The 17,671-nt window shown below is 69.8% G+C and carries 16 protein-coding genes; 7 read left to right on the top strand and 9 right to left on the bottom strand.

Annotated features, from left to right (window positions below; all coding sequences use genetic code 11):
• Nucleotides 1-62: 62 nt before the first annotated feature.
• Nucleotides 63-2,168, bottom strand: a complete 2,106-nt coding sequence (locus VB080_RS02265; RefSeq protein WP_323416795.1) for a transketolase — start codon at nucleotides 2,166-2,168, stop codon at nucleotides 63-65.
• Nucleotides 2,169-2,223: 55 nt separating this feature from the next.
• Between VB080_RS02265 and VB080_RS02260 the strand changes: the two genes are divergently transcribed.
• The 7 genes from VB080_RS02260 (at nucleotide 2,224) to VB080_RS02230 (ending at nucleotide 9,389) form a co-directional block, all read left to right on the top strand.
• Nucleotides 2,224-3,396 carry an ROK family protein gene (locus tag VB080_RS02260; RefSeq protein WP_323416794.1) on the top strand — a complete coding sequence of 391 codons (1,173 nt, stop codon included), beginning with the start codon at nucleotides 2,224-2,226 and terminating at the stop codon, nucleotides 3,394-3,396.
• Between the two features lie 85 nt (nucleotides 3,397-3,481).
• Nucleotides 3,482-3,946, top strand: coding sequence for a PTS sugar transporter subunit IIA (locus VB080_RS02255; RefSeq protein WP_323416793.1), 465 nt, complete (start codon nucleotides 3,482-3,484; stop codon nucleotides 3,944-3,946).
• Between the two features lie 10 nt (nucleotides 3,947-3,956).
• Nucleotides 3,957-4,238: a PTS sugar transporter subunit IIB gene (locus VB080_RS02250; RefSeq protein WP_323416792.1), complete on the top strand. Its 282-nt coding sequence runs from the start codon at nucleotides 3,957-3,959 to the stop codon at nucleotides 4,236-4,238.
• A gap of 32 nt (nucleotides 4,239-4,270) precedes the next feature.
• On the top strand, nucleotides 4,271-5,737 hold the full coding sequence (locus VB080_RS02245; protein ID WP_416339584.1) for a PTS ascorbate transporter subunit IIC: 1,467 nt from the start codon (nucleotides 4,271-4,273) through the stop codon (nucleotides 5,735-5,737).
• A 163-nt stretch (nucleotides 5,738-5,900) separates the two neighbouring features.
• Nucleotides 5,901-7,073, top strand: coding sequence for an acyl-CoA dehydrogenase family protein (locus VB080_RS02240; protein WP_323416791.1), 1,173 nt, complete (start codon nucleotides 5,901-5,903; stop codon nucleotides 7,071-7,073).
• 118 nt (nucleotides 7,074-7,191) lie between these two features.
• On the top strand, nucleotides 7,192-8,166 hold the full coding sequence (locus VB080_RS02235) for an ABC transporter ATP-binding protein (protein WP_323416790.1): 975 nt from the start codon (nucleotides 7,192-7,194) through the stop codon (nucleotides 8,164-8,166).
• Nucleotides 8,163-9,389 carry an ABC transporter permease gene (locus VB080_RS02230; RefSeq protein WP_323416789.1) on the top strand — a complete coding sequence of 409 codons (1,227 nt, stop codon included), beginning with the start codon at nucleotides 8,163-8,165 and terminating at the stop codon, nucleotides 9,387-9,389. The genes VB080_RS02235 and VB080_RS02230 overlap by 4 nt, the downstream gene beginning before the upstream one ends.
• Before the next feature lie 90 nt (nucleotides 9,390-9,479).
• Here VB080_RS02230 and VB080_RS02225 read toward each other — a convergent pair whose 3' ends face one another.
• The 8 genes from VB080_RS02225 to VB080_RS02190 form a co-directional block, all read right to left on the bottom strand.
• Entirely contained in the window at nucleotides 9,480-10,148 is a 669-nt protein-coding gene (locus VB080_RS02225) for a response regulator transcription factor (protein ID WP_323416788.1), read from the bottom strand.
• On the bottom strand, nucleotides 10,141-10,959 hold the full coding sequence (locus VB080_RS02220; protein ID WP_323416787.1) for a sensor histidine kinase: 819 nt from the start codon (nucleotides 10,957-10,959) through the stop codon (nucleotides 10,141-10,143). Before VB080_RS02220 ends, VB080_RS02225 begins: the two co-directional genes overlap by 8 nt.
• A 5-nt stretch (nucleotides 10,960-10,964) precedes the next feature.
• Nucleotides 10,965-11,318, bottom strand: coding sequence for a DUF3054 domain-containing protein (locus VB080_RS02215; protein ID WP_323416786.1), 354 nt, complete (start codon nucleotides 11,316-11,318; stop codon nucleotides 10,965-10,967).
• Nucleotides 11,319-11,504: 186 nt separating this feature from the next.
• The gene (locus VB080_RS02210; protein ID WP_323416892.1) at nucleotides 11,505-12,341 is read right to left on the bottom strand and encodes an undecaprenyl-diphosphate phosphatase; all 837 of its coding nucleotides are present in this window, start codon (nucleotides 12,339-12,341) and stop codon (nucleotides 11,505-11,507) included.
• Nucleotides 12,342-12,493: 152 nt separating this feature from the next.
• Nucleotides 12,494-13,600 (bottom strand): GuaB3 family IMP dehydrogenase-related protein, encoded by a 1,107-nt coding sequence (locus VB080_RS02205; RefSeq protein WP_323416785.1) that lies wholly within the window; start codon nucleotides 13,598-13,600, stop codon nucleotides 12,494-12,496.
• 23 nt (nucleotides 13,601-13,623) lie between these two features.
• On the bottom strand, nucleotides 13,624-15,135 hold the full coding sequence (gene guaB / locus VB080_RS02200) for an IMP dehydrogenase (RefSeq protein ID WP_323416891.1): 1,512 nt from the start codon (nucleotides 15,133-15,135) through the stop codon (nucleotides 13,624-13,626).
• A gap of 51 nt (nucleotides 15,136-15,186) precedes the next feature.
• Entirely contained in the window at nucleotides 15,187-16,089 is a 903-nt protein-coding gene (locus VB080_RS02195) for a TIGR01777 family oxidoreductase (protein WP_323416784.1), read from the bottom strand.
• 60 nt (nucleotides 16,090-16,149) lie between these two features.
• Nucleotides 16,150-17,640 (bottom strand): hypothetical protein, encoded by a 1,491-nt coding sequence (locus VB080_RS02190; RefSeq protein ID WP_323416783.1) that lies wholly within the window; start codon nucleotides 17,638-17,640, stop codon nucleotides 16,150-16,152.
• Between the last annotated feature and the right edge of the window lie 31 nt (nucleotides 17,641-17,671).

Raw genomic sequence — 17,671 nt, 5'->3', positions numbered from 1 at the left:
CGCCCGTTTCGGCTCCACGATGCACCAGGACCTGGCCGGTGTGAGACGCTCGCACCCGCCGGTCAACGGGCCAGCATCCCTCGGGCGACCTGGAGTACATGTTCCACGGTGACCCCACGCCTGGCCAGGACAGCGCTGCCGCTGCCCGACTCGCCGAACTGGTCGACGCCGACCACGGCACCATCCAGGCCGGCGTAGCGCCACCAGGCGTCCGTTCGCCCAGCCTCAACAACCACCCGGCGGCGGAGATCGGACGGCAGGACTGCCTCCCGGTACGACTCTGGTTCGGCGTTGAACCATTCGACGCAGGGCATGGAGACCACCCGGACGGCGTGGCCCTCGGCAGCCAGTTCCCGGGCGGCTGACAAGGCCAGGTGCACCTCGCTTCCGGTGGCGACGAACAGCAAGTCGTCGGTGGCGGCCGCTGGCGAGGAACGCCACAGCACGTAACCGCCGCGCGCGACCTCGGCGTCCGGAACCGTCGGGAGGACAGGCAGTTGCTGCCGTGACAACACCAGGGCTGCCGGACGCTGCGGGTACTCCAGCAGTCGCCTCCAGACGGCGACCGTCTCACCGGCGTCCGCCGGGCGCAGCACGTCCAGCCCCGGGACGAGCCGCAGGGAGGCGAGCTGCTCGACGGGTTGGTGGGTTGGGCCGTCCTCGCCGACTGCCACCGAGTCGTGGGTGTAGAGATAGAGCGCGGGCAGAGACATCAGTGCGGCGAGCCGGATGCTGGGTCGCTGGTAGTCGCTGAAGGCGAGGTAGGTGGAGCCGTAGGGGCGCCACAGGCCGTGCAGTGCGATGCCTGACAGGATGGCCGCCATGGCGTGTTCGCGAATCCCGAATCGCAATTGGACGCCGCCCGGGTCGGTTGCGGTGACGATCGGTCCGGGAAGGGCGACGTTGGTCGAGCCGGCCAGATCGGCCGATCCACCCCACAGCGCACCGGACGGCTGCAGCGCCCGGAGCACGGCACCGTTCGTGACTCGTGTCGGCAGGGCTGCCGTGGTGTCCACCTGGTCGAGCAGGCCGGACAGCCCGCGTCCCAGCCGGAGTCGGTCGCGTGCCGCCGCCGACTCGGGATGGGACGAACTCCACGACCGGTAGGCGTCGTCCCAGCGCCGGTGTACCTCCGCACCCCGGACGGTGGCGCTGCGAGCGTGGGCCAGCACCTCTGCCGGAACCAGGTCGGCCAGGGTGGCGTCAGGAGCGAACCCCAGCCGTTCCAGGATCGCCGAAACGTCGGCCTGGCCGAATCCGCCGGCGTGAGCGGAGGAGTCCCCGGCGTGCGCGGGTGAGGGTGCCCCGATCACGCTGCGGACGGCGACCAGGGTCGGACGCCCAGTCCGCTCCCGTGCAGCCTGTAGCACCGTCACGATCTCGTCGTAGTCGAGGTGATTGGTGACCTCCAGAACCCGCCAGCCGTAGGCCCGATAGCGGGCGCGAACATCCTCGGAGAATGCCTGTGAGGTGGGGCCATCGATGGTGATGCGGTTGTCGTCCCAGACCAGCACGAGGTTCTCCAGCCCCAGGGTCCCGGCGAGACTGGAAGCCTCTCCCGAGACGCCCTCCTCCAGGCAGCCGTCCCCGGCGAGCACCCAGATCGTCGGATCGAACAGGCCGGTGCCGTGGGCGAACAGTGCCTCCTCATGACGGCAGGCGAGGGCCAGGCCGACAGCGCTCGCGACACCCTGACCGAGCGGACCGGTGCTCATCTCGACACCCGGGGTGTGGCCGAGTTCAGGGTGACCGGGGGTGCGGGCGTCCAGGGTTCTGCTGGCGGCCAGGTCCGTGAGGCGGAGTCCGTAGCCGGTCAGGTACAGCTGGATGTAGAGCAACAGGCTGGCGTGTCCTGCGGACAACACGAACCGGTCACGGCCGTGCCACCGAGGGTCGCCCGGGTCGTGGCGCATCACCTTCCCGAACAGTGCGTGGGCGACCGCGGCCATCCCCATGGCGGTGCCGGCATGCCCATGGCCCTTGCGCTGGACGAGTACCGCCGGCAGGGCGATGGCGGAAGCGATGACCCGTGCGTCCCGGGGGTCTGCGGCACGGACTACAGTGCTGGCACTGATCGTTGCACTGTCCTTGACCACTGCGCTGTCCTTGGCGCCTGTGGCGTCATTGAGCAACGAGCCTTCATTGAGCACGGGGCCTTCATTGACCATGGAGTGACTTTCGCTCAAAGATAGACGGAAGTCAACGGAGCGGGGGTAGTGGCCGATGCGAATCCCATCGACGGGGCCGGGTGTGGTGCTCGACCTCATCCGGCTCGGGATCGCCACGACCCGGCGTGACCTGCTGAACCGGTTGGGTTGGTCACGGGTGACGCTGGAGCGCCGCCTGGGTGAGTTGGTCGACGCCGGTCTCGTGGTGGTCGCGGGGGCGCGGCCGAGTCGGGGTGGCCGCCCCAGCGAGGAGTTCGAGGTTGCTCGGGATGCCGGCCTGATCCTCGCTCTGGAGATCGGCGGTACCCACACCCGGATGGGCCTGACCGACCTGGTCTCGAACGTGCTCGTGGTCGAAGAGGCCGATATCGGGATGTACAGCGGTCCCGACGAGGTGTTCTCCTGGACCAGGCAGGTGCTCGACTTCGTCTTCGCCCGCATCGGCCGCAGACCAGCAGACGTACGCGCGATCGGGGTCGGCGTCCCCGGCCCGGTCGATGTCAGGACCGGCCGGCTGGGGCCCGTGCAGTCCGATCATCGCTGGGCCGGCGTCGATCCACAGGCCTATCTGCGCTCCGCAACGTTCGACGCCGTGATGGCGGTGGACCGGGATGTGAACATGCTGGCCGTGGGGGAGTCGCGGCTGGGCTGGCCGGAGTTCGACAACCTCGTCGTGGTCAAGGTCGGGATGGGGGTCGGGGTCGGCTTCGTCCTGGAAGGGCGAGTCTACCGGGGCAGTCGTGGCGGAGCTGGCCAACTCAGTGCCCCCGGGATGCCGCTGGCGGTGCCGTTTCGGCAGCTGGAAACGGTGGCCAGTGGGGCTGTCGTGCGGGCCGCGCTGGCCAGGGGAGGCGTCCAGGTGACCACGTCGGCCGAGATCGTCGACCTTGCCAGGGCCGGGGACCGCACTACCGTCCAGCTTCTCGACGAGGCCGGGGAGACCATCGGTGCCGCACTGGCGGAGGTGGTGGGCATTCTCAACCCGGAGGCGGTCGTCGTCGGCGGCAGTCTGGTCGAGGCCGGGGAGCGCTTTCTGGGGGCGATCAGGTCGGGGATCCTCTCCCACGGCCTGCCCCTTGCTCGCCGGGGACTGGTGATTGAGCGGAACCGGCTCGGGGAGCGGGCGGCGGTCAGGGGGGCCTCGCTGGTCGCCCAGGACGCTCTGTTTGACGTCGATCGGGTGGATCGGCTGATTCGTGAAGGGCAGAGGCTCGTGACCAATCCGTAACTACTTTGGGCTAGTTGCAGACAAAAGTGGACCGGTCGCTATAGGCTCACCCGCATTGATCCCCGTTCCACACTGAGGTGACCAGATGGACTTGGCGTCCGCACTGCCCGACACCGCAATCAACCTGCGCGTGAGCGCACAGGACTGGCGTGACGCGGTGCGGTTCGCAGGGCAGGCGCTGGTCGCCTCCGGAGTCACCCTTCCCGGCTATACCGAGGACATGATCGACACCATCGACCGGCTCGGACCCTATGTCGTGATCGCCCCGGGTATCGCCCTTGCGCACGCGCGCCCCTCGTCTGACGTGCTGCGCGCAGGGATCAGCTGGGTCTCGCTCGCCCACCCCGTGGAGTTCGGGAACGCGGCCAACGACCCGGTCCTCCTGGTGCTCGGGCTGGCGGCGCTCGACCACGACGGACACCTCGAACTGATGGCCGCACTGGCCCAGGTGCTCGCCGACGCCGAGCTCATGAGAACCGCACTGACCGCCACCGCACCCGACCAGCTCCGATCCATGCTGCGGTCGGGTGACCCGTCCGAGCTCAACTGAAAGGACCCTCATGAAGATCGTCACCGTCTGCGGGATGGGGATTGGTACCTCCGTCCTGCTGAAGATGAACACAGAGAAGGCGCTGCGAACGCTCGGCGTCGACGCCGACGTCGAAGCCGCCGATATCGGTACGGCCAGGGGCGCCGCCCGTACTGCCGACGTGGTCTTTACCTCGGCCGACCTCGTCGAGGAGATCGGCCAGGTTCCGGCGAAGGTGGTGGTGATCAAGAACTTCACCAGCGTCGACGAAGTGACCCAGAAGCTCACCGAACTGCTCGGCCTGGGGCAGTGAGGGCTCGAACCTCCCAGTAGAAAGGACCCGCGATGGACTGGTTCATCGCAATTCTCAACTTCATCGGCCAGCAGATCCTCAATGTTCCGGCCTACCTGATCGGTATCATCACCGCCATCGGTCTGGCGGCGCTGGGCAGGACTGTTGGCCAGGTGATCGGTGGCGGGCTGAAGGCTGCGCTCGGCTTCCTGATCCTCGGCGCGGGTGCCGGGGTGGTGGTCAACTCGCTGGCTCCGCTCGGCGAGTTGATCCTCGGGGTGACCGGTGCGCAGGGTGTGATTCCCACCAACGAGGTCATCACCGCTATCGCTGCCGAACAGTACGGGGCAGTGAGTGCGTACGTCCTCGTCCTCGGTTTCCTGGTGATGCTGGTCCTGGCCCGCTTCACGCCCCTGCGGTACATCTTCCTCACCGGTCACCACATGGTGTTCATGTCGATCATGCTGACCGTGGTGCTCTCGGTCGGCCTTGGCGCTGGCATGGACTGGCTGGTCGTCATCCTGGGCGCCCTGCTGCTCGGCGTGATCATGGTGGTCATGCCGGCCTTCGCCCACCCCTGGATGAAGAAGGTCACCGGCGACGATTCGGTGGCCATGGGACACTTCGGCAGCGCCGGCTACATCGCCAGCGGTGCTGTGGGGGAAGCCTTCAAGCGCAGTCGGTCCGCCGAGGAGATCAAGTTCCCCCAAGGGCTGCGGTTCCTGCGCGACTCGATGGTCGCCACCAGTCTGTCGATGGTGCTGATCTACCTCGTGTTCGCCGTCTGGGGCCTGATCGCACTGCCGCGGGACACCGCCCTGGCGTTCTTCGGCTCGGCGGACGAAGGCGCCTACATCATGGCTGCCTTCGGTCAGGCACTGCAGTTCGGCGTCGGGGTCGCCGTCATCCTCTACGGTGTCCGTACGGTGCTGGGTGAGCTCGTCCCGGCCTTCCAGGGCATCGCGGAGAAGGTCGTCCCGGGTGCCAAGCCGGCGCTGGACGTCCCGGTGGTGTTCCCCTACGCGCCGAATGCCGTGCTGATCGGCTTCATCTCGTCCTTCGTCGGTGGCCTGGTCATGCTCGTGATCCTGGCCGTCTGGCTCGGCCCGGCCTTCGGTCTGGCGCTGATCCTGCCCGGCATGGTGCCGCACTTCTTCACCGGCGGCGGTGCCGGGGTGTTCGGCAATGCCACCGGCGGCCGGCTGGGCGCGGCCGTGGGCGCCTTCGTCAACGGGCTGCTCATCACGATCCTGCCGGCCTTGCTGCTGCTGGTCTTCGGTCAGTTGGGGTTCGCCAACAGCACCTTCGGCGACGCCGACTTCGGCTGGTTCGGCACCATTCTCGGCGGCGGTTTCGCAGCCGGTGGTCCGGTAGCGGGCACGATCATCGCTGTCCTGCTCGGAGCAGCCCTGGTGATCGGTGCATCGGTCTTCCAGAAGAAGGTGGTGGACACCAACTGGGTGCCGGGCGCCGCCCGGGATGCCGCTCTGGCGGCTGGGGAGGCAGACAAGCAGGCCTGAGGTCTTCCAGCCGCCTGCAGCAGGCTGGCTGGTGCGGGTCCCGGTACGACCCCAGGTCGGAACCGACTCGCACCAGCCGGGCTACGCGCGGCGTCGATTGTGCGCTGAGCGAACGAGTGGCGCAGGGATGGTCCTGGCCGCGACACGCTGCCAGAATCGAAGGGTGACCACGGCATTCGATCCTGCAACCATCCTGCCCGACGACCTACTGGCCAGGTTCCGGGAACGCGCGGCGGCCTATGACGCCGAGAACCGCTTCTTCGACGAGGATCTCGCCGATCTGCGATCGGCCGGCTACCTGAAGATCCTGGTGCCGACCGACCGCGGCGGCCTGGGGCTCGGCCTGGAGCAGGCCTCGCAACTGCAGACGCGGCTGGCGGCGGCTGCGCCTGCCACGGCGCTGGCGGTGAACATGCACCTGGTCTGGACGGGCGTGGCGAAGGTGATGCGTGACCGCGGCGTGGACGCCCTGGCTCAGGTGCAGCACGGAGCGGCTGCCGGCGAGCTCTACGCCTTCGGGATCAGCGAGGCCGGCAACGACCTGGTGCTGTTCGGCTCGGACACCGCCGCCGTCCCGGACGGCGAGGGCGGCTACACCTTCAGCGGTACCAAGATCTTCACCTCGCTGGCGCCGGCCTGGACCGAACTCGGCATGCACGGGCTTGACACCACCAGCGCGGACGCCCCGAAGATGGTCTACGCGGTGGTCAACCGGGCTGCCGCCGGTGACGCCGTGCAGACCAGGGACGACTGGGACACTCTCGGCATGCGTGCCACCCAGAGCCGTACCACCGTGCTGGACTCAGTGCACGTCGGTGCCGACCGGGTGCTGCGGCGGGTCGACCCCGGCCCGAATCCGGATCCGATCGTGTTCGGCATCTTCTCGGTCTTCGAACTGCTGCTCGCCTCGGTCTATGCCGGCATCGCCCAGCGTGCTCTGGAGCTGGCGGTCGAGACCGTCGGACGGCGGCGGTCGAAGAAGTCGGGCACGACCTACTCCCAGGACCCGGATATCCGCTGGCGGATTGCCAGCGCCGCCCTCGCGCTGGATGCGATCTGGCCCCAGCTCAGCCAGCTGACCAGGGACGTCGACACCCTCGCCGACCACGGCGCGCGCTGGTTCTCGCTGCTGGCCGGGGCGAAGGTGCGCGCCACCGAGACCGCAAAGTATGTCGTGGACGAGGCCATTCGGTGCTCTGGCGGCAGCTCCTACTACACCGCCAACGAACTGTCCCGGCTCTACCGGGACGTGCTGGCGGGGCTGTTCCACCCGTCCGACGACGAGTCCGCCCACAACACGGTGGCGAGCTACTGGCTGGGCCCGCTGGAGGCTTGACCGCGCACGCTGCCGGGGTCGTCCCATCGTGGCACCCGGCCAGGATCATCCTTTCGGAGGACCGGTCCCGCCGCCTGGGAGGACGTGACCGCGGGCGCCAGAACCTAGGTTTGCCGGTATGAGCACGTCTGTCTCGCCACCCGACTTCGCGCCCCATGCGGAGGACCTCACCCAGCCCGCCACACCCGGTATCGAGGCGGTCGGCCTCAAGCGTGCCTTCGGGGACGTCCGGGCTGTGGACGGGGTGACCTTCACCGCACCCGCTGGTGCGGTGACCGCCCTGATCGGCCCGAACGGTTCGGGGAAGACCACCCTGCTGCTGCTGCTCGCCGGGCTGCTGCGGCCGGATTCCGGCGGTGCCAGCATCAGCGGCCACGATGTCGTCACCGACAACCTCCAGGCCCGCTCGCAGATCGGCTGGATGCCCGATGTCTTCGGCACCTGGGACGCGCTCACCTGCACCGAGATCCTGTCCACCTTTGCCCGCGCCTACGGCCTCAGCAAGCCCGAGGCCAACCATCGGGCGATGGAACTGCTGGAGAAGGTCTACCTCTCCGAGTTCGCCCCCCGTCCGGCCCGGGTGCTCAGCCGTGGTCAGAAGCAGCGGCTGGGGCTCGCCCGCGCGCTGGTCCACGACCCGTCCGTGCTGCTGCTGGACGAGCCCGCTTCCGGGCTCGACCCCCGCTCCCGGATTGAACTACGCGATGTGCTGCGCGGATTGGCCGCCGACGGCCGGACGGTGCTGGTCTCCTCGCACGTGCTGAGTGAGCTCGAGGAGGTCTACGACCACGCGGTGTTCCTCTCCCAGGGACGCACGGTCGACATGGCGGCGGCCGCCCAGCCCACCGCGGCCAAGCGCGGCTGGCGGGTCGACGCCGTCGACCCGGTTGCGCTGCGCACCTTCCTCAACGACGCCGACATCCCCTGGCAGGCTGGCGCCGGTGGTGAGGTGATCGTGCAGCTCACCGGCTACGACTCGGCCGCCGAACTGGTCGGCGCCGCGGTGGCGGCCGGCGTCCCGCTGCACACCATCGCACCGTTGTCGGGGCGGCTCGAGGAGGCCTATCTCTCGCTGGACCAGGAGCGGGTATGAACGGCTGGACGCTGTCCTGGCACGGCCTGCGGGTTGTCACCGGGTTGGAACTGCGGCAGCGCATCCGCTCCCGCCGCTGGGTGATCGCCCTGATCGCCTGGTTCCTGCTGATCGGCGGGGTCACCACGCTGGTGATCTGGTCGCTCGACAAGTTGCACTGGGACAACAGCGGCTACAACCCGGGCCCGGTCGCCTTCGGCATCAACACCCTGTTCGTGCTCGGCATGGGCCTGGTGATCGCGCCGACCTTCACCGCCACCTCGATCAACGGCGACCGTGCCGCCGGTGTCCTGGCCACCCTGCAGGCAACCCGGCTCTCGGCCCTGGAGATCGCCGCCGGGAAGCTGGTGGCTGCCTGGCTGACCTCGGCGGTCTTCCTGGTGGTGGCGCTGCCGTTCGTGATCTGGTCGATGGTGCTCGGTTCGATCTCCTTCCTCCAGGTGGTGGTCTGCTTCGCGGTCGTCTTCGCCCTGGTGGCGGTGGTGTGTGCGATCGGGCTGGGCTGGTCGGCGCTGATCTCGCGCAGCGCCGGATCCACGGTGCTGACCTACCTGTGCGTGGTCGGCCTGGGGATCATCAGCCCGATGGTGATGGCGCTCTCCATCCCGTTCACCGTCGAGAACACCACCGTCCGGGTCTGGGGGCTGCCGGAGGCGGTCAACGACCAGTACAACGCGGACCTGGAGCGGTACTGGAACGACCATCCGGACGGGGACGGAGCCTCGCCCCCGGCGCCCCCGCTGAGCCAGTGCACCTGGAACGAGCAGAGCTACGACCAGGCACACCCGGAGCGGGTGTGGTGGATGATGGTGCCCAACCCGTTCGTGGTGGTCGCCGATGCCGCTCCGCTGCCGGAGGCCGCCCACGCCGGCCTGTCGAGCTACGTCGCGCAGACCGGTGACCCGCTGGCAGCGATCCGGCTGGGGGTCAGGACCCTCGCGCTGGGGCCGGAAAGGGAGCGGGACGACTGCATCCAGATGTACTACAGCCTCGGCTACATCGTCGACTGGAACGACGACGGCAGCCCGAGGGTGACCACGGAGGACGGCACGCCCGTCCCGGTGAACTCGCCGGTGAAGCGGGTCACCGTCGAGACCGGTGCACCGAGCTGGCCGTGGGGCCTGGGGGTCAACCTGTTGATCGGGGCGGCCTTCTTCTGGGTGGCGGTGAACCGGCTGCGGATCCCGTACGGCACCCTTCCCAAGGGCCAGCGCGTGGCCTGACGAGGCTCCGCACGACGCTCGCACCGAGCCGCCCTGTGCCGGAGCCCGCGACCCGGGCCAGGTGGACGGACAGTCGCCGCGCGGGCCGGCCTAACCGCCGGCCTGGGCGACCCCGGTCTCGTAGGCGACCACCACCGCCTGCACCCGGTCGCGGACGCCGAGCTTGGTGAGGATGTGCCGGACGTGGGTCTTGATCGTGGTCTCGGACAGGAAGAGTCGGGCGGAGAGCTCGGCGTTGGACAGTCCGCAGGCGATCAGCTCAAGGATCTCCCGCTCGCGTTCGGTCAGGCTGGCGATCCGCGGATCTTCCCCGGCCGGCAGGCCGGTGGTGCCGGTGGCGACGTGGGAGAGCAGCCGGCGGGTGGCGGACGGGGCGACCACCGCGTCCCCGGTGTGGACGGTGCGGATCGCCGCCAGCAGGTCGGACGGCGGGGCGTTCTTCAGCAGGAAGCCGGAGGCCCCTGCCCGGATCGCGCTGAGCAGGTACTCGTCCAGGTCGTAGGTGGTCAGCATCACCACGCGGGGGCCGTCGACCGGTGCGGCCAGGATCTGGCTGGTGGCCTCGATGCCGTCCATCCCCGGCATCCGGACGTCCATCAGGATGACATCGGTGGGGCTGCGGGCCAGCCGGACCGCCTCGGCGCCGGTGTCGGCCTGCCAGGCCACCCGCATGTCGTCCTGGGCGTCGATCACCATCGCCAGCCCGGCCCGGACCAGCTGCTGGTCGTCCACCAGCCCCACCCGGATCTGCTCAGTCATGCTCTTCCTCTGTCTGTGCCAGTGCGTCGTCGTTCAGGGACGGGAGCACCGCCCGCACCCGGAAGCCACCGGTCTCCTGCGGTCCCGCTTCGCAGAACCCGCCGACCACCTCGGCCCGCTCGCGCATCCCGATCAGCCCCAGCCCACGGTTGTCACAGGTGCTGGGGTGCCCGGGGTCGCCGGAGTCGGTGACGGTCAGCACCACCTCGTTCGCCAGCCAGTTCTCGGTGACCATCACCCGCGCGCCGGGCGCGTGTTTCATGACATTGGTGAGCGCCTCCTGGCAGATCCGGTAGAGCGCCAGCCCGACCGCCGACGGCAGCCGGCGGGGCGCGCCCAGCCGGACGAATCGTGCCTCCACGCCGGCGTTGCGGGCGTCCTCGACGAGTTCGGCCACCTCGGACTGCTCCGGGACGGGGGAGAGTTCGGGGCCGCCACCGCCGTCCCGCAGGATGCCGAGGATGCGGCGGGTGTCGGCCAGCGCCACCCGTCCGGTGTCGGCGATGGTGAGCAAGGCCCGTTCGGTGGCGTCCGGGTCGGCGGTGACGTAGCTGCCACCGTCGGCCTGGGCGATCATGATCGACAGCGAGTGCGCGATCACGTCGTGCATCTCCCGCAGGATGCGGGTGCGTTCGGCGCTGACGGCCTGCTCGACCTGGTGCTCCTGCTCGGCCTGGGCGATGGCCGCCTCGGCCGCGATCGACTGCTGGAGTTCGCTGCGGGACCGGCGCAGCGCCACCGCCAGGACGACGGTGCCGGCCAGCCCGGCCACCGCCAGGACGGCCAGCACAACCAGCAGAACGGACTCCATCTGGTTCAGTGACCGGTCTCGAGCCAGCCCCGGGCCAGTGCCCGCCAGCCGATCAGCAGGATCGCCAGCGTGATCGCAGTGACCAGGGCGAACGCGCCCTTCGCGGTGTCGCCGGCGAGCAGCCGCAGGCCGATCCCGCCGGCGGCGGTGACCAGCCAGACGATCAGCCCCGACAGCCACCACGAGCCGCCGCCGAGCCAGGAGGCGAGCAGCGAACCGACCACGGCCGCCACCACGAACGGCCACGCCGTCCGCACCAGGCCGGGCAGGAAGGCGTCCTCGCCGTGGGAGATCCGCCCGATCGCCGCGAAGACGATCGTCAGCACGACGTCGACGGCCAGCGTCACGATGATCCGCATGGGAACGACCCTAGCGGGTGCCGGCAGGGTAGGGCCGCACCCCGGGCGGGGCCGGGCACCGGGCCAGCCCCGAGTGGCCGAGCTGAGGTTACCGTCCGCCCCTGATGCACGATGTGGGGCCCAAGGACGGTGGGCCGATCCGGACGAGCGTCGTAGTCCGGGGGCGGCGGGTGGCAGGGGCCGCGGCTACACCGCGGCGATCGTCCCGGTGAGCAGCAGGACGGCGATCACCGCGGCCAGCACCACCCGGTAGACGATGAACGCGGTGAAGTCGTTGTGGGCGACGAACTTCAGCAGCCAGGCGATGGAGACGTAGGCGACCACGCCGGAGACCAGGGTGCCGAGCCCGGTCGCCACCCAGCCGGCGCCACCGGCGATGTTGTGGAACTGGCTGGCGGCCTCGAAGACGCCGGAGGCGATCAGCGTGGGGATGCCGAGGAAGAAGCTCATCCGGGTGGCGCTGACCCGGTCGATGCCCAGCAGCAGCCCGCCGGAGATGGTTGCGCCCGACCGGGACACACCGGGGATCAGCGCGACAGCCTGGACGATACCGAGGATCGCGCCGTCCTTGACCGTGATCGATCCCTCGCCGCGGGTGCTCTTGGCCAGCCGATCGGCGATGAACATCACGATGCTCCAGCCCAGCAGGCCGAACACCACCGCCCACAGGCTGCGCAACGGCCCCTCGACGAGGTCCTTCAGCGCGAGGGCCAGCACGGCGGTGATCGCGAAGCCGGCGATGATCGCCCAGCCCATCTTGTAGTCCGGGTCGGAGCGGCGCTCGGCGTGGAACAGCCCGGCGAACCAGGCGGTCGCGAACCGGACGATGTCGGACCAGAAGTAGATGATCGACGCCACCATCGCACCGACCTGGATGATCGCGGTGAAGGCGGTCACACTCGGGTCGGCGATGCTGAAGCCGAGCAATTTCTCCACCAGGGTGAGATGCCCCGTGCTCGAGATCGGCAGGAACTCGGTGACGCCCTCGACGATCCCCAGAAGAATCGCCTGCCACCATTCGATCATGTCGGTCCCTCTCACCCGGTTGCTGGAGCGGCGCCAGCATAGTTGGTCGCTGGCTGCCGACCGCCCGCCGTGTCAGCGCGCCGGCCATGCGGCCACCGCGGCGTGGAAAGGCGATCCTGGTGCGACCGAACCGTCGAACCTCTGCCACCTCAGGAGTGGACGACGATCTCCACCCGCTGGAACTCCTTGACCTCGGTGTAGCCGGTGGTGGCCATCGCCTTGCGCAGCGCGCCCACCAGGTTCATCGTGCCGTCCGGGGTGTGCGAGGGGCCGTTCAGGATCTCCTGCAGTGTTCCGATGGCGCCGAACTTCACCCGCTCGCCGCGCGGCAGGGTGGGGTGCCAGGCCTCCGGGCCCCAGTGGTAGCCCTTGCCGGGGGCCTCGGTGGCACGGGCCAGCGGCGAGCCGACCATGACGGCGTCCGCACCACAGGCGATCGCTTTGGCGATGTCGCCGGACTTGCCCAGGGCGCCGTCCGCGATCACGTGGACGTAGCGGCCGCCGGACTCGTCTAGGTAGTCGCGCCGGGCCTCGGCCACGTCCGCCAGCGCGGAGGCCATCGGCACCTCGACACCCAGGACATTGCGGGTGCGCTTGGTGGCACCGCCGCCGAAACCGACCAGGACGCCGGCCGCGCCGGTACGCATCAGGTGCAGCGCCGACTGGTAGGTCGCGCAGCCGCCCACGATCACCGGCACGTCCAGCTCGTAGATGAACTTCTTCAGGTTCAGCGGTTCGGCGTCCTTGGCGACGTGCTCGGCGGAGACCGTGGTGCCGCGGATCACGAAGAAGTCGACTCCGGCCTTCTCCACCACCGGCGCGAATTCAACGCAGGATTGCGGCGACAGCGCACCGGCCGAGGGCACCCCGGCCTCGCGGATCTCCGCGATCCGGGCGGTGATCAACTCGGCCTTGATCGGCTCGGCGTAGAGCTGCTGCATCCGCTTGGTGGCGGCGACCTTGTCCTCGATGCCCGCCAGCTCGTCCAGCAGCGGCTGCGGGTCGGCGTAGCGCGTCCACAGCCCCTCCAAGTTGAGCACCCCGAGCCCGCCCAGCCTGCCGAAGGCGATCGCGGTCGCCGGCGACATCACCGAGTCCATCGGGGCGGCGACGATCGGGAAGTCGAAGGTCAGGGCGTCGATCCGCCAGGAGAGGTTGACTTCCTCCACCCCGCGAGTGCGACGAGTGGGGACGATGGCGATGTCGTCGAACCCGTAGACGGGCACGGCGCGCTTGGAACGCCCGATATCGATCATGGTGGTCTCTTCAGCTTCCTTGCTCAGGGCCTGGTGGTGGTGTAGTTGGGTGCCTCGATGGTCATCTGGATGTCGTGCGGGTGCGATTCCCGCAGCCCGGCGGAGGTGATCCGGACGAACCGGCCCTTCTCGTGCAGTTCGTCGATGGTGGCTGAGCCGGTGTAGAACATCGACTGCCGCAGCCCGCCGACCAACTGGTAGGCGACCGCCGCCAGCGGGCCGCGGTAGGGCACCTGGCCCTCGATGCCCTCGGGGATCAGCTTGTCGTCGGAGTCGATGTCGCCCTGGAAGTAGCGGTCGCGGGAGTAGGACGCCTTGCGTCCGCGCTTGGCCATCGCGCCCAGCGAGCCCATCCCGCGGTACGACTTGTACTGCTTGCCGTTGATGAACACCAGTTCGCCGGGGCTCTCCTCGCAGCCGGCCAGCAGCGAGCCCAGCATCACCGCGTCCGCACCGGCGACCAGGGCCTTGGCGATGTCGCCGGAGTACTGCAGGCCGCCGTCCCCGATCACCGGGACGCCCGCCGGGCGGCAGGCGCGGGCTGCGTCGTAGATCGCGGTCACCTGGGGCACGCCGACCCCGGCGACCACCCGGGTGGTGCAGATCGACCCCGGCCCGACGCCGACCTTGACGCCGTCCACACCGGCCTCGACCAGGGCCTTGGCTCCGGCGTAGGTGGCGATGTTCCCGCCGATGATGTCGATATCACGGGCCCGCGGCTCGGCCTTCAGCCGGGCGATCATGTCGATCACCCCGCGGGAGTGCCCGTGGGCGGTGTCGACCACGATCGCGTCCACGCCGGCGTCGATCAGGCCCATCGCCCGCTCCCAGGCGTCACCGAAGAAGCCGATCGCCGCGCCCACCCGCAGCCGACCCTGAGGATCCTTCGAGGCCAGCGGGTACTTGTCGGACTTCACGTAGTCCTTCAGCGTGATCAGGCCGGTCAGCCGGCCGTCGGCGTCAACCAGCGGCAACTTCTCGATCTTGTGCTGGGCGAGCAGCTTCAGCGCCTGGTCGGCGGGGATCCCGGGGGCGCCGGTGACCAGTGGCATCGGAGTCATCACCTCGCGGACCAGCCGGGTCGGGTCGTCCTCGAACCGCATGTCGCGGTTGGTCACGATGCCGAGCAGGTGGCCGTCCGGATCGACTACCGGGATGCCGGAGATCCGGAAGTGGGCGCACAGGTCGTCGGCCTCGCCGATGGTGGCGTCCGGGCCGATGGTGATCGGGTCATCGACCATGCCTGCCTCGGAGCGCTTCACCCGGTCGACCTCGCGGGCCTGCTTGTCGGCGGACATGTTGCGGTGCAGGATGCCCATCCCGCCCTCGCGGGCCATCGCGATCGCCATCCGCGCCTCGGTGACGGTGTCCATCGCGGCGCTCAGCAGCGGCAGCTTCACCTCGATCCGCCGGCTCAACCGGGTGGTGGTGTTCACGCCGGACGGAATCACGTCCGACTCGTTGGGGAGCAGCAGCACATCGTCATAGGTCAGACCGAGGGCAGCGAACGGGCCGGGAACACCGGACGGGGTCAGTTCTGCGGGATCGTGCACAGCGCTCTCAATCCGATAGGCGGCGACGGGCCCTCATTCTATGCCCGTGGCCTTCCCGCCCGGCATCGCGGCGAAGGCACGTGAGATGTGCGGGTGCCGGAAACTGAACCCTGCCTCCAGCAGTCTGGCGGGGATCGCCCGGGTGGAGGAGAGCAGGGCGTCGGTGACGAACTCGCCGCCGAACAGGGCTTTGACCGCCACCAGCGGGGTGGGTACCAGGGTCGGGCGGTTGAGGAAGCGTCCGTAGGCGCGGGTGAAGGCGGCGTTGGTGACCGGATGTGGTGCGGTCAGGTTGAACGGCCCGGTGAGGTCGGAGCCGAGCAGGAAGATCATCGCGCGGATGTGGTCGGGCAGGCTGATCCAGCTGACGAACTGCCGGCCGTCGCCGATCCGGCCGCCCAGGCCGAGGGCGAACAGCGGGCGCTGGATCGCCAGGAAGCCGCCCTCGGGGGCCAGGACGTGGCCGGTGCGCAGCGTCACCGTGGGCACCGCCGAGTGTCCGGCGGCCGCCTCCCAGTCGTGGCACAGCCCGGCCAGAAAGCCACGGCCGCCCGGGAACTGCTCGTCGACGATCTCGATCCCGGTGTTGCCGTAGTAGCCGACAGCGGAGGCGTTCAGCATCCGCTGACAGCGGCCGTCGGGTTCCAGGCTGGTGACGATGGTCAGCGTGGTGACGATCCGGGAGCGCCGCAGCGCCGCCTTGCGCTCCTTCGTCCAGCGACCGCCGGCGATCGAGGTGCCGGCGAGGTTCACCACCGCGTCCACGTCGGCCAGGCCCGGCGCATCGATCCGGCCGGCGTCCGGGTTCCAGTGGCGCTGGGCGGCCGCGGTCGGCCGTCCCCGGACCAGCCGGATCACCTCGTGGCCGGAACCGGTGAGCTCGCGGGCGAGCGCCGTCCCGAGCATGCCCGAACTCCCGGCGATAGCGACCCGCATGCCCCGATCCTGCCATGCCCGGCAAGTGGCCGGCCGTGACGGACGAGGTTCGGTCGAGCCTCAGCGATGCAGGATGGCGGTCTGGATCGCGTTCCAGTTCACGAAGCCGAGGGCGAACCCGTAGACCCAGCGGCGCTGGGTGCGGGTCAGCGGTACCAGGCCGAGCAGGGCCAGCGCCCAGGGCAGGTACCAGGGGTGCAGGGCCTGGCCGCCGACGACGACCACCAGGGCGCCCCAGGCAAGGGCTGAGAGCGGACGGTCGGAGAACCGCACCAGCACCCAGCCCAGCACCGCGATCATGATCAGCGTGCTGGCCGCCCCGGCGACGACCTGGAAGCCGGTGGAGTCGAGCCCGACCAGTTCGATCACCCAGGCGATCCCCTTGACCACCGTCGGCAGCGGGGCGGGGGTTGGTGCCGCTCCCATCAGGTCGAGCCAGCCGAGCCAGCCGAAACCGAGGCCGGAGACGACGCAGATCCCGGCGAAGGTCACCAGCGCGACGGCGGTGGCGATCGCCGTCCGCCAGCCGAGCAATTTCAGCCGCGGAAGCAGCGGGAGTGCAGCCAGGCGGGCGGCCACCGGCAGCGCGGCCACCGCCACCACCGCGAGCCCGCCCTGCTGCTTCAGCGCCATCGCGACGCCGACGAGGATCGGTGCGGCGACCAGGCTGACCACCGGGCGGGGGAAGCGCAGCACGAGCCAGAGTGCCACCAGGGTGACGGCGAGCATCGGCGCATCGTTGTGTGCGCCGCCGATGAAGTGGATCACCAGTAGGGGGTTCAGCAGGCCCAGCCAGACGGCCACGCGAGGTGCGGGGGTCCTGCTCACGCGCGAGGTTTCGACGGGCGAGGTCTTGACGGGCGGGGTCGGCCGCGAGGAACGGACGGCCACGCGAGGTGGCTGGGCCGCGACCGGCTGCGTGCTCCCGGCCGGTGCGGGCTCCGGGCGGGCGCGTCCGAGCAGGTCGGCGATCCGGGGGATCGCCCAGCCCATCACGGCGACCGACAGCAGCACCGGCAGCCGCATGCCGATGATCGACCACCAGGGGTGGGCGCCGGCCAGGGCGACGACCGCCTTGTGCACCAGCAGGGCGAGCGGGGGATAGGCGACCCCCCGTCCGGCCCACAGCGAGTCGACCTGACCGGCGAACGGTCCACCGGCACCGGTGAGGCCGACGTCATAGGGGTTGAGCCCCTGGAACTGGATCCAGCCCAGGTCGGCGTACAGCGCGGGATCCATGCTGAGTACCGGGGCGGTGAACAGCAGCGGGAGGCTCCACAGCGCCAGCGCGGTGCCGGCATGGATCGGCGGGACGCCCCGGCGGGGACGCACCTGCCACCACGCCCAGCTGAGCAGCGCGACCCCCACGATGATGAAGATCTTGTCCAGCGGCATCGGTGCCAGGCCGCCGAAGAAGGCGACCCCGGCGTTGGGCCAACCAGTGGCAGCGTAGGCGTACTCACCGTTCGCGCTGCCCCAGGCAACCAGCCCGGTGCCGGCCACTCCGAGCCAGACGTAGGGATTCCGCAGTGAACTGGCGATCGGTTCCATGGCTCCTTTGGGGTTCGGTGGCCGGCCCCAC

The organism is Propionicimonas sp., assembly GCF_034927565.1.
In the GTDB taxonomy this organism is placed as follows: domain Bacteria; phylum Actinomycetota; class Actinomycetes; order Propionibacteriales; family Propionibacteriaceae; genus Propionicimonas.
Note: the sequence above shows the minus strand (reverse complement) of the source record. Positions and strands in the feature narration are given on the sequence as shown.

Bases quoted from the DNA above. Each gene is read 5' to 3' on its own strand.
- VB080_RS02265 (WP_323416795.1), bottom strand. From the start codon at position 2,168: ATGGTCAATGAAGGCCCCGTGCTCAATGAAGGCTCGTTGCTCAATGAC.
- VB080_RS02260 (WP_323416794.1), top strand. From the start codon at position 2,224: ATGCGAATCCCATCGACGGGGCCGGGTGTGGTGCTCGACCTCATCCGG.
- VB080_RS02255 (WP_323416793.1), top strand. From the start codon at position 3,482: ATGGACTTGGCGTCCGCACTGCCCGACACCGCAATCAACCTGCGCGTG.
- VB080_RS02250 (WP_323416792.1), top strand. From the start codon at position 3,957: ATGAAGATCGTCACCGTCTGCGGGATGGGGATTGGTACCTCCGTCCTG.
- VB080_RS02245 (WP_416339584.1), top strand. From the start codon at position 4,271: ATGGACTGGTTCATCGCAATTCTCAACTTCATCGGCCAGCAGATCCTC.
- VB080_RS02235 (WP_323416790.1), top strand. From the start codon at position 7,192: ATGAGCACGTCTGTCTCGCCACCCGACTTCGCGCCCCATGCGGAGGAC.
- VB080_RS02230 (WP_323416789.1), top strand. From the start codon at position 8,163: ATGAACGGCTGGACGCTGTCCTGGCACGGCCTGCGGGTTGTCACCGGG.
- VB080_RS02225 (WP_323416788.1), bottom strand. From the start codon at position 10,148: ATGACTGAGCAGATCCGGGTGGGGCTGGTGGACGACCAGCAGCTGGTC.
- VB080_RS02220 (WP_323416787.1), bottom strand. From the start codon at position 10,959: ATGGAGTCCGTTCTGCTGGTTGTGCTGGCCGTCCTGGCGGTGGCCGGG.
- VB080_RS02215 (WP_323416786.1), bottom strand. From the start codon at position 11,318: ATGCGGATCATCGTGACGCTGGCCGTCGACGTCGTGCTGACGATCGTC.
- VB080_RS02205 (WP_323416785.1), bottom strand. From the start codon at position 13,600: ATGATCGATATCGGGCGTTCCAAGCGCGCCGTGCCCGTCTACGGGTTC.
- VB080_RS02195 (WP_323416784.1), bottom strand. From the start codon at position 16,089: ATGCGGGTCGCTATCGCCGGGAGTTCGGGCATGCTCGGGACGGCGCTC.
- VB080_RS02190 (WP_323416783.1), bottom strand. From the start codon at position 17,640: ATGGAACCGATCGCCAGTTCACTGCGGAATCCCTACGTCTGGCTCGGA.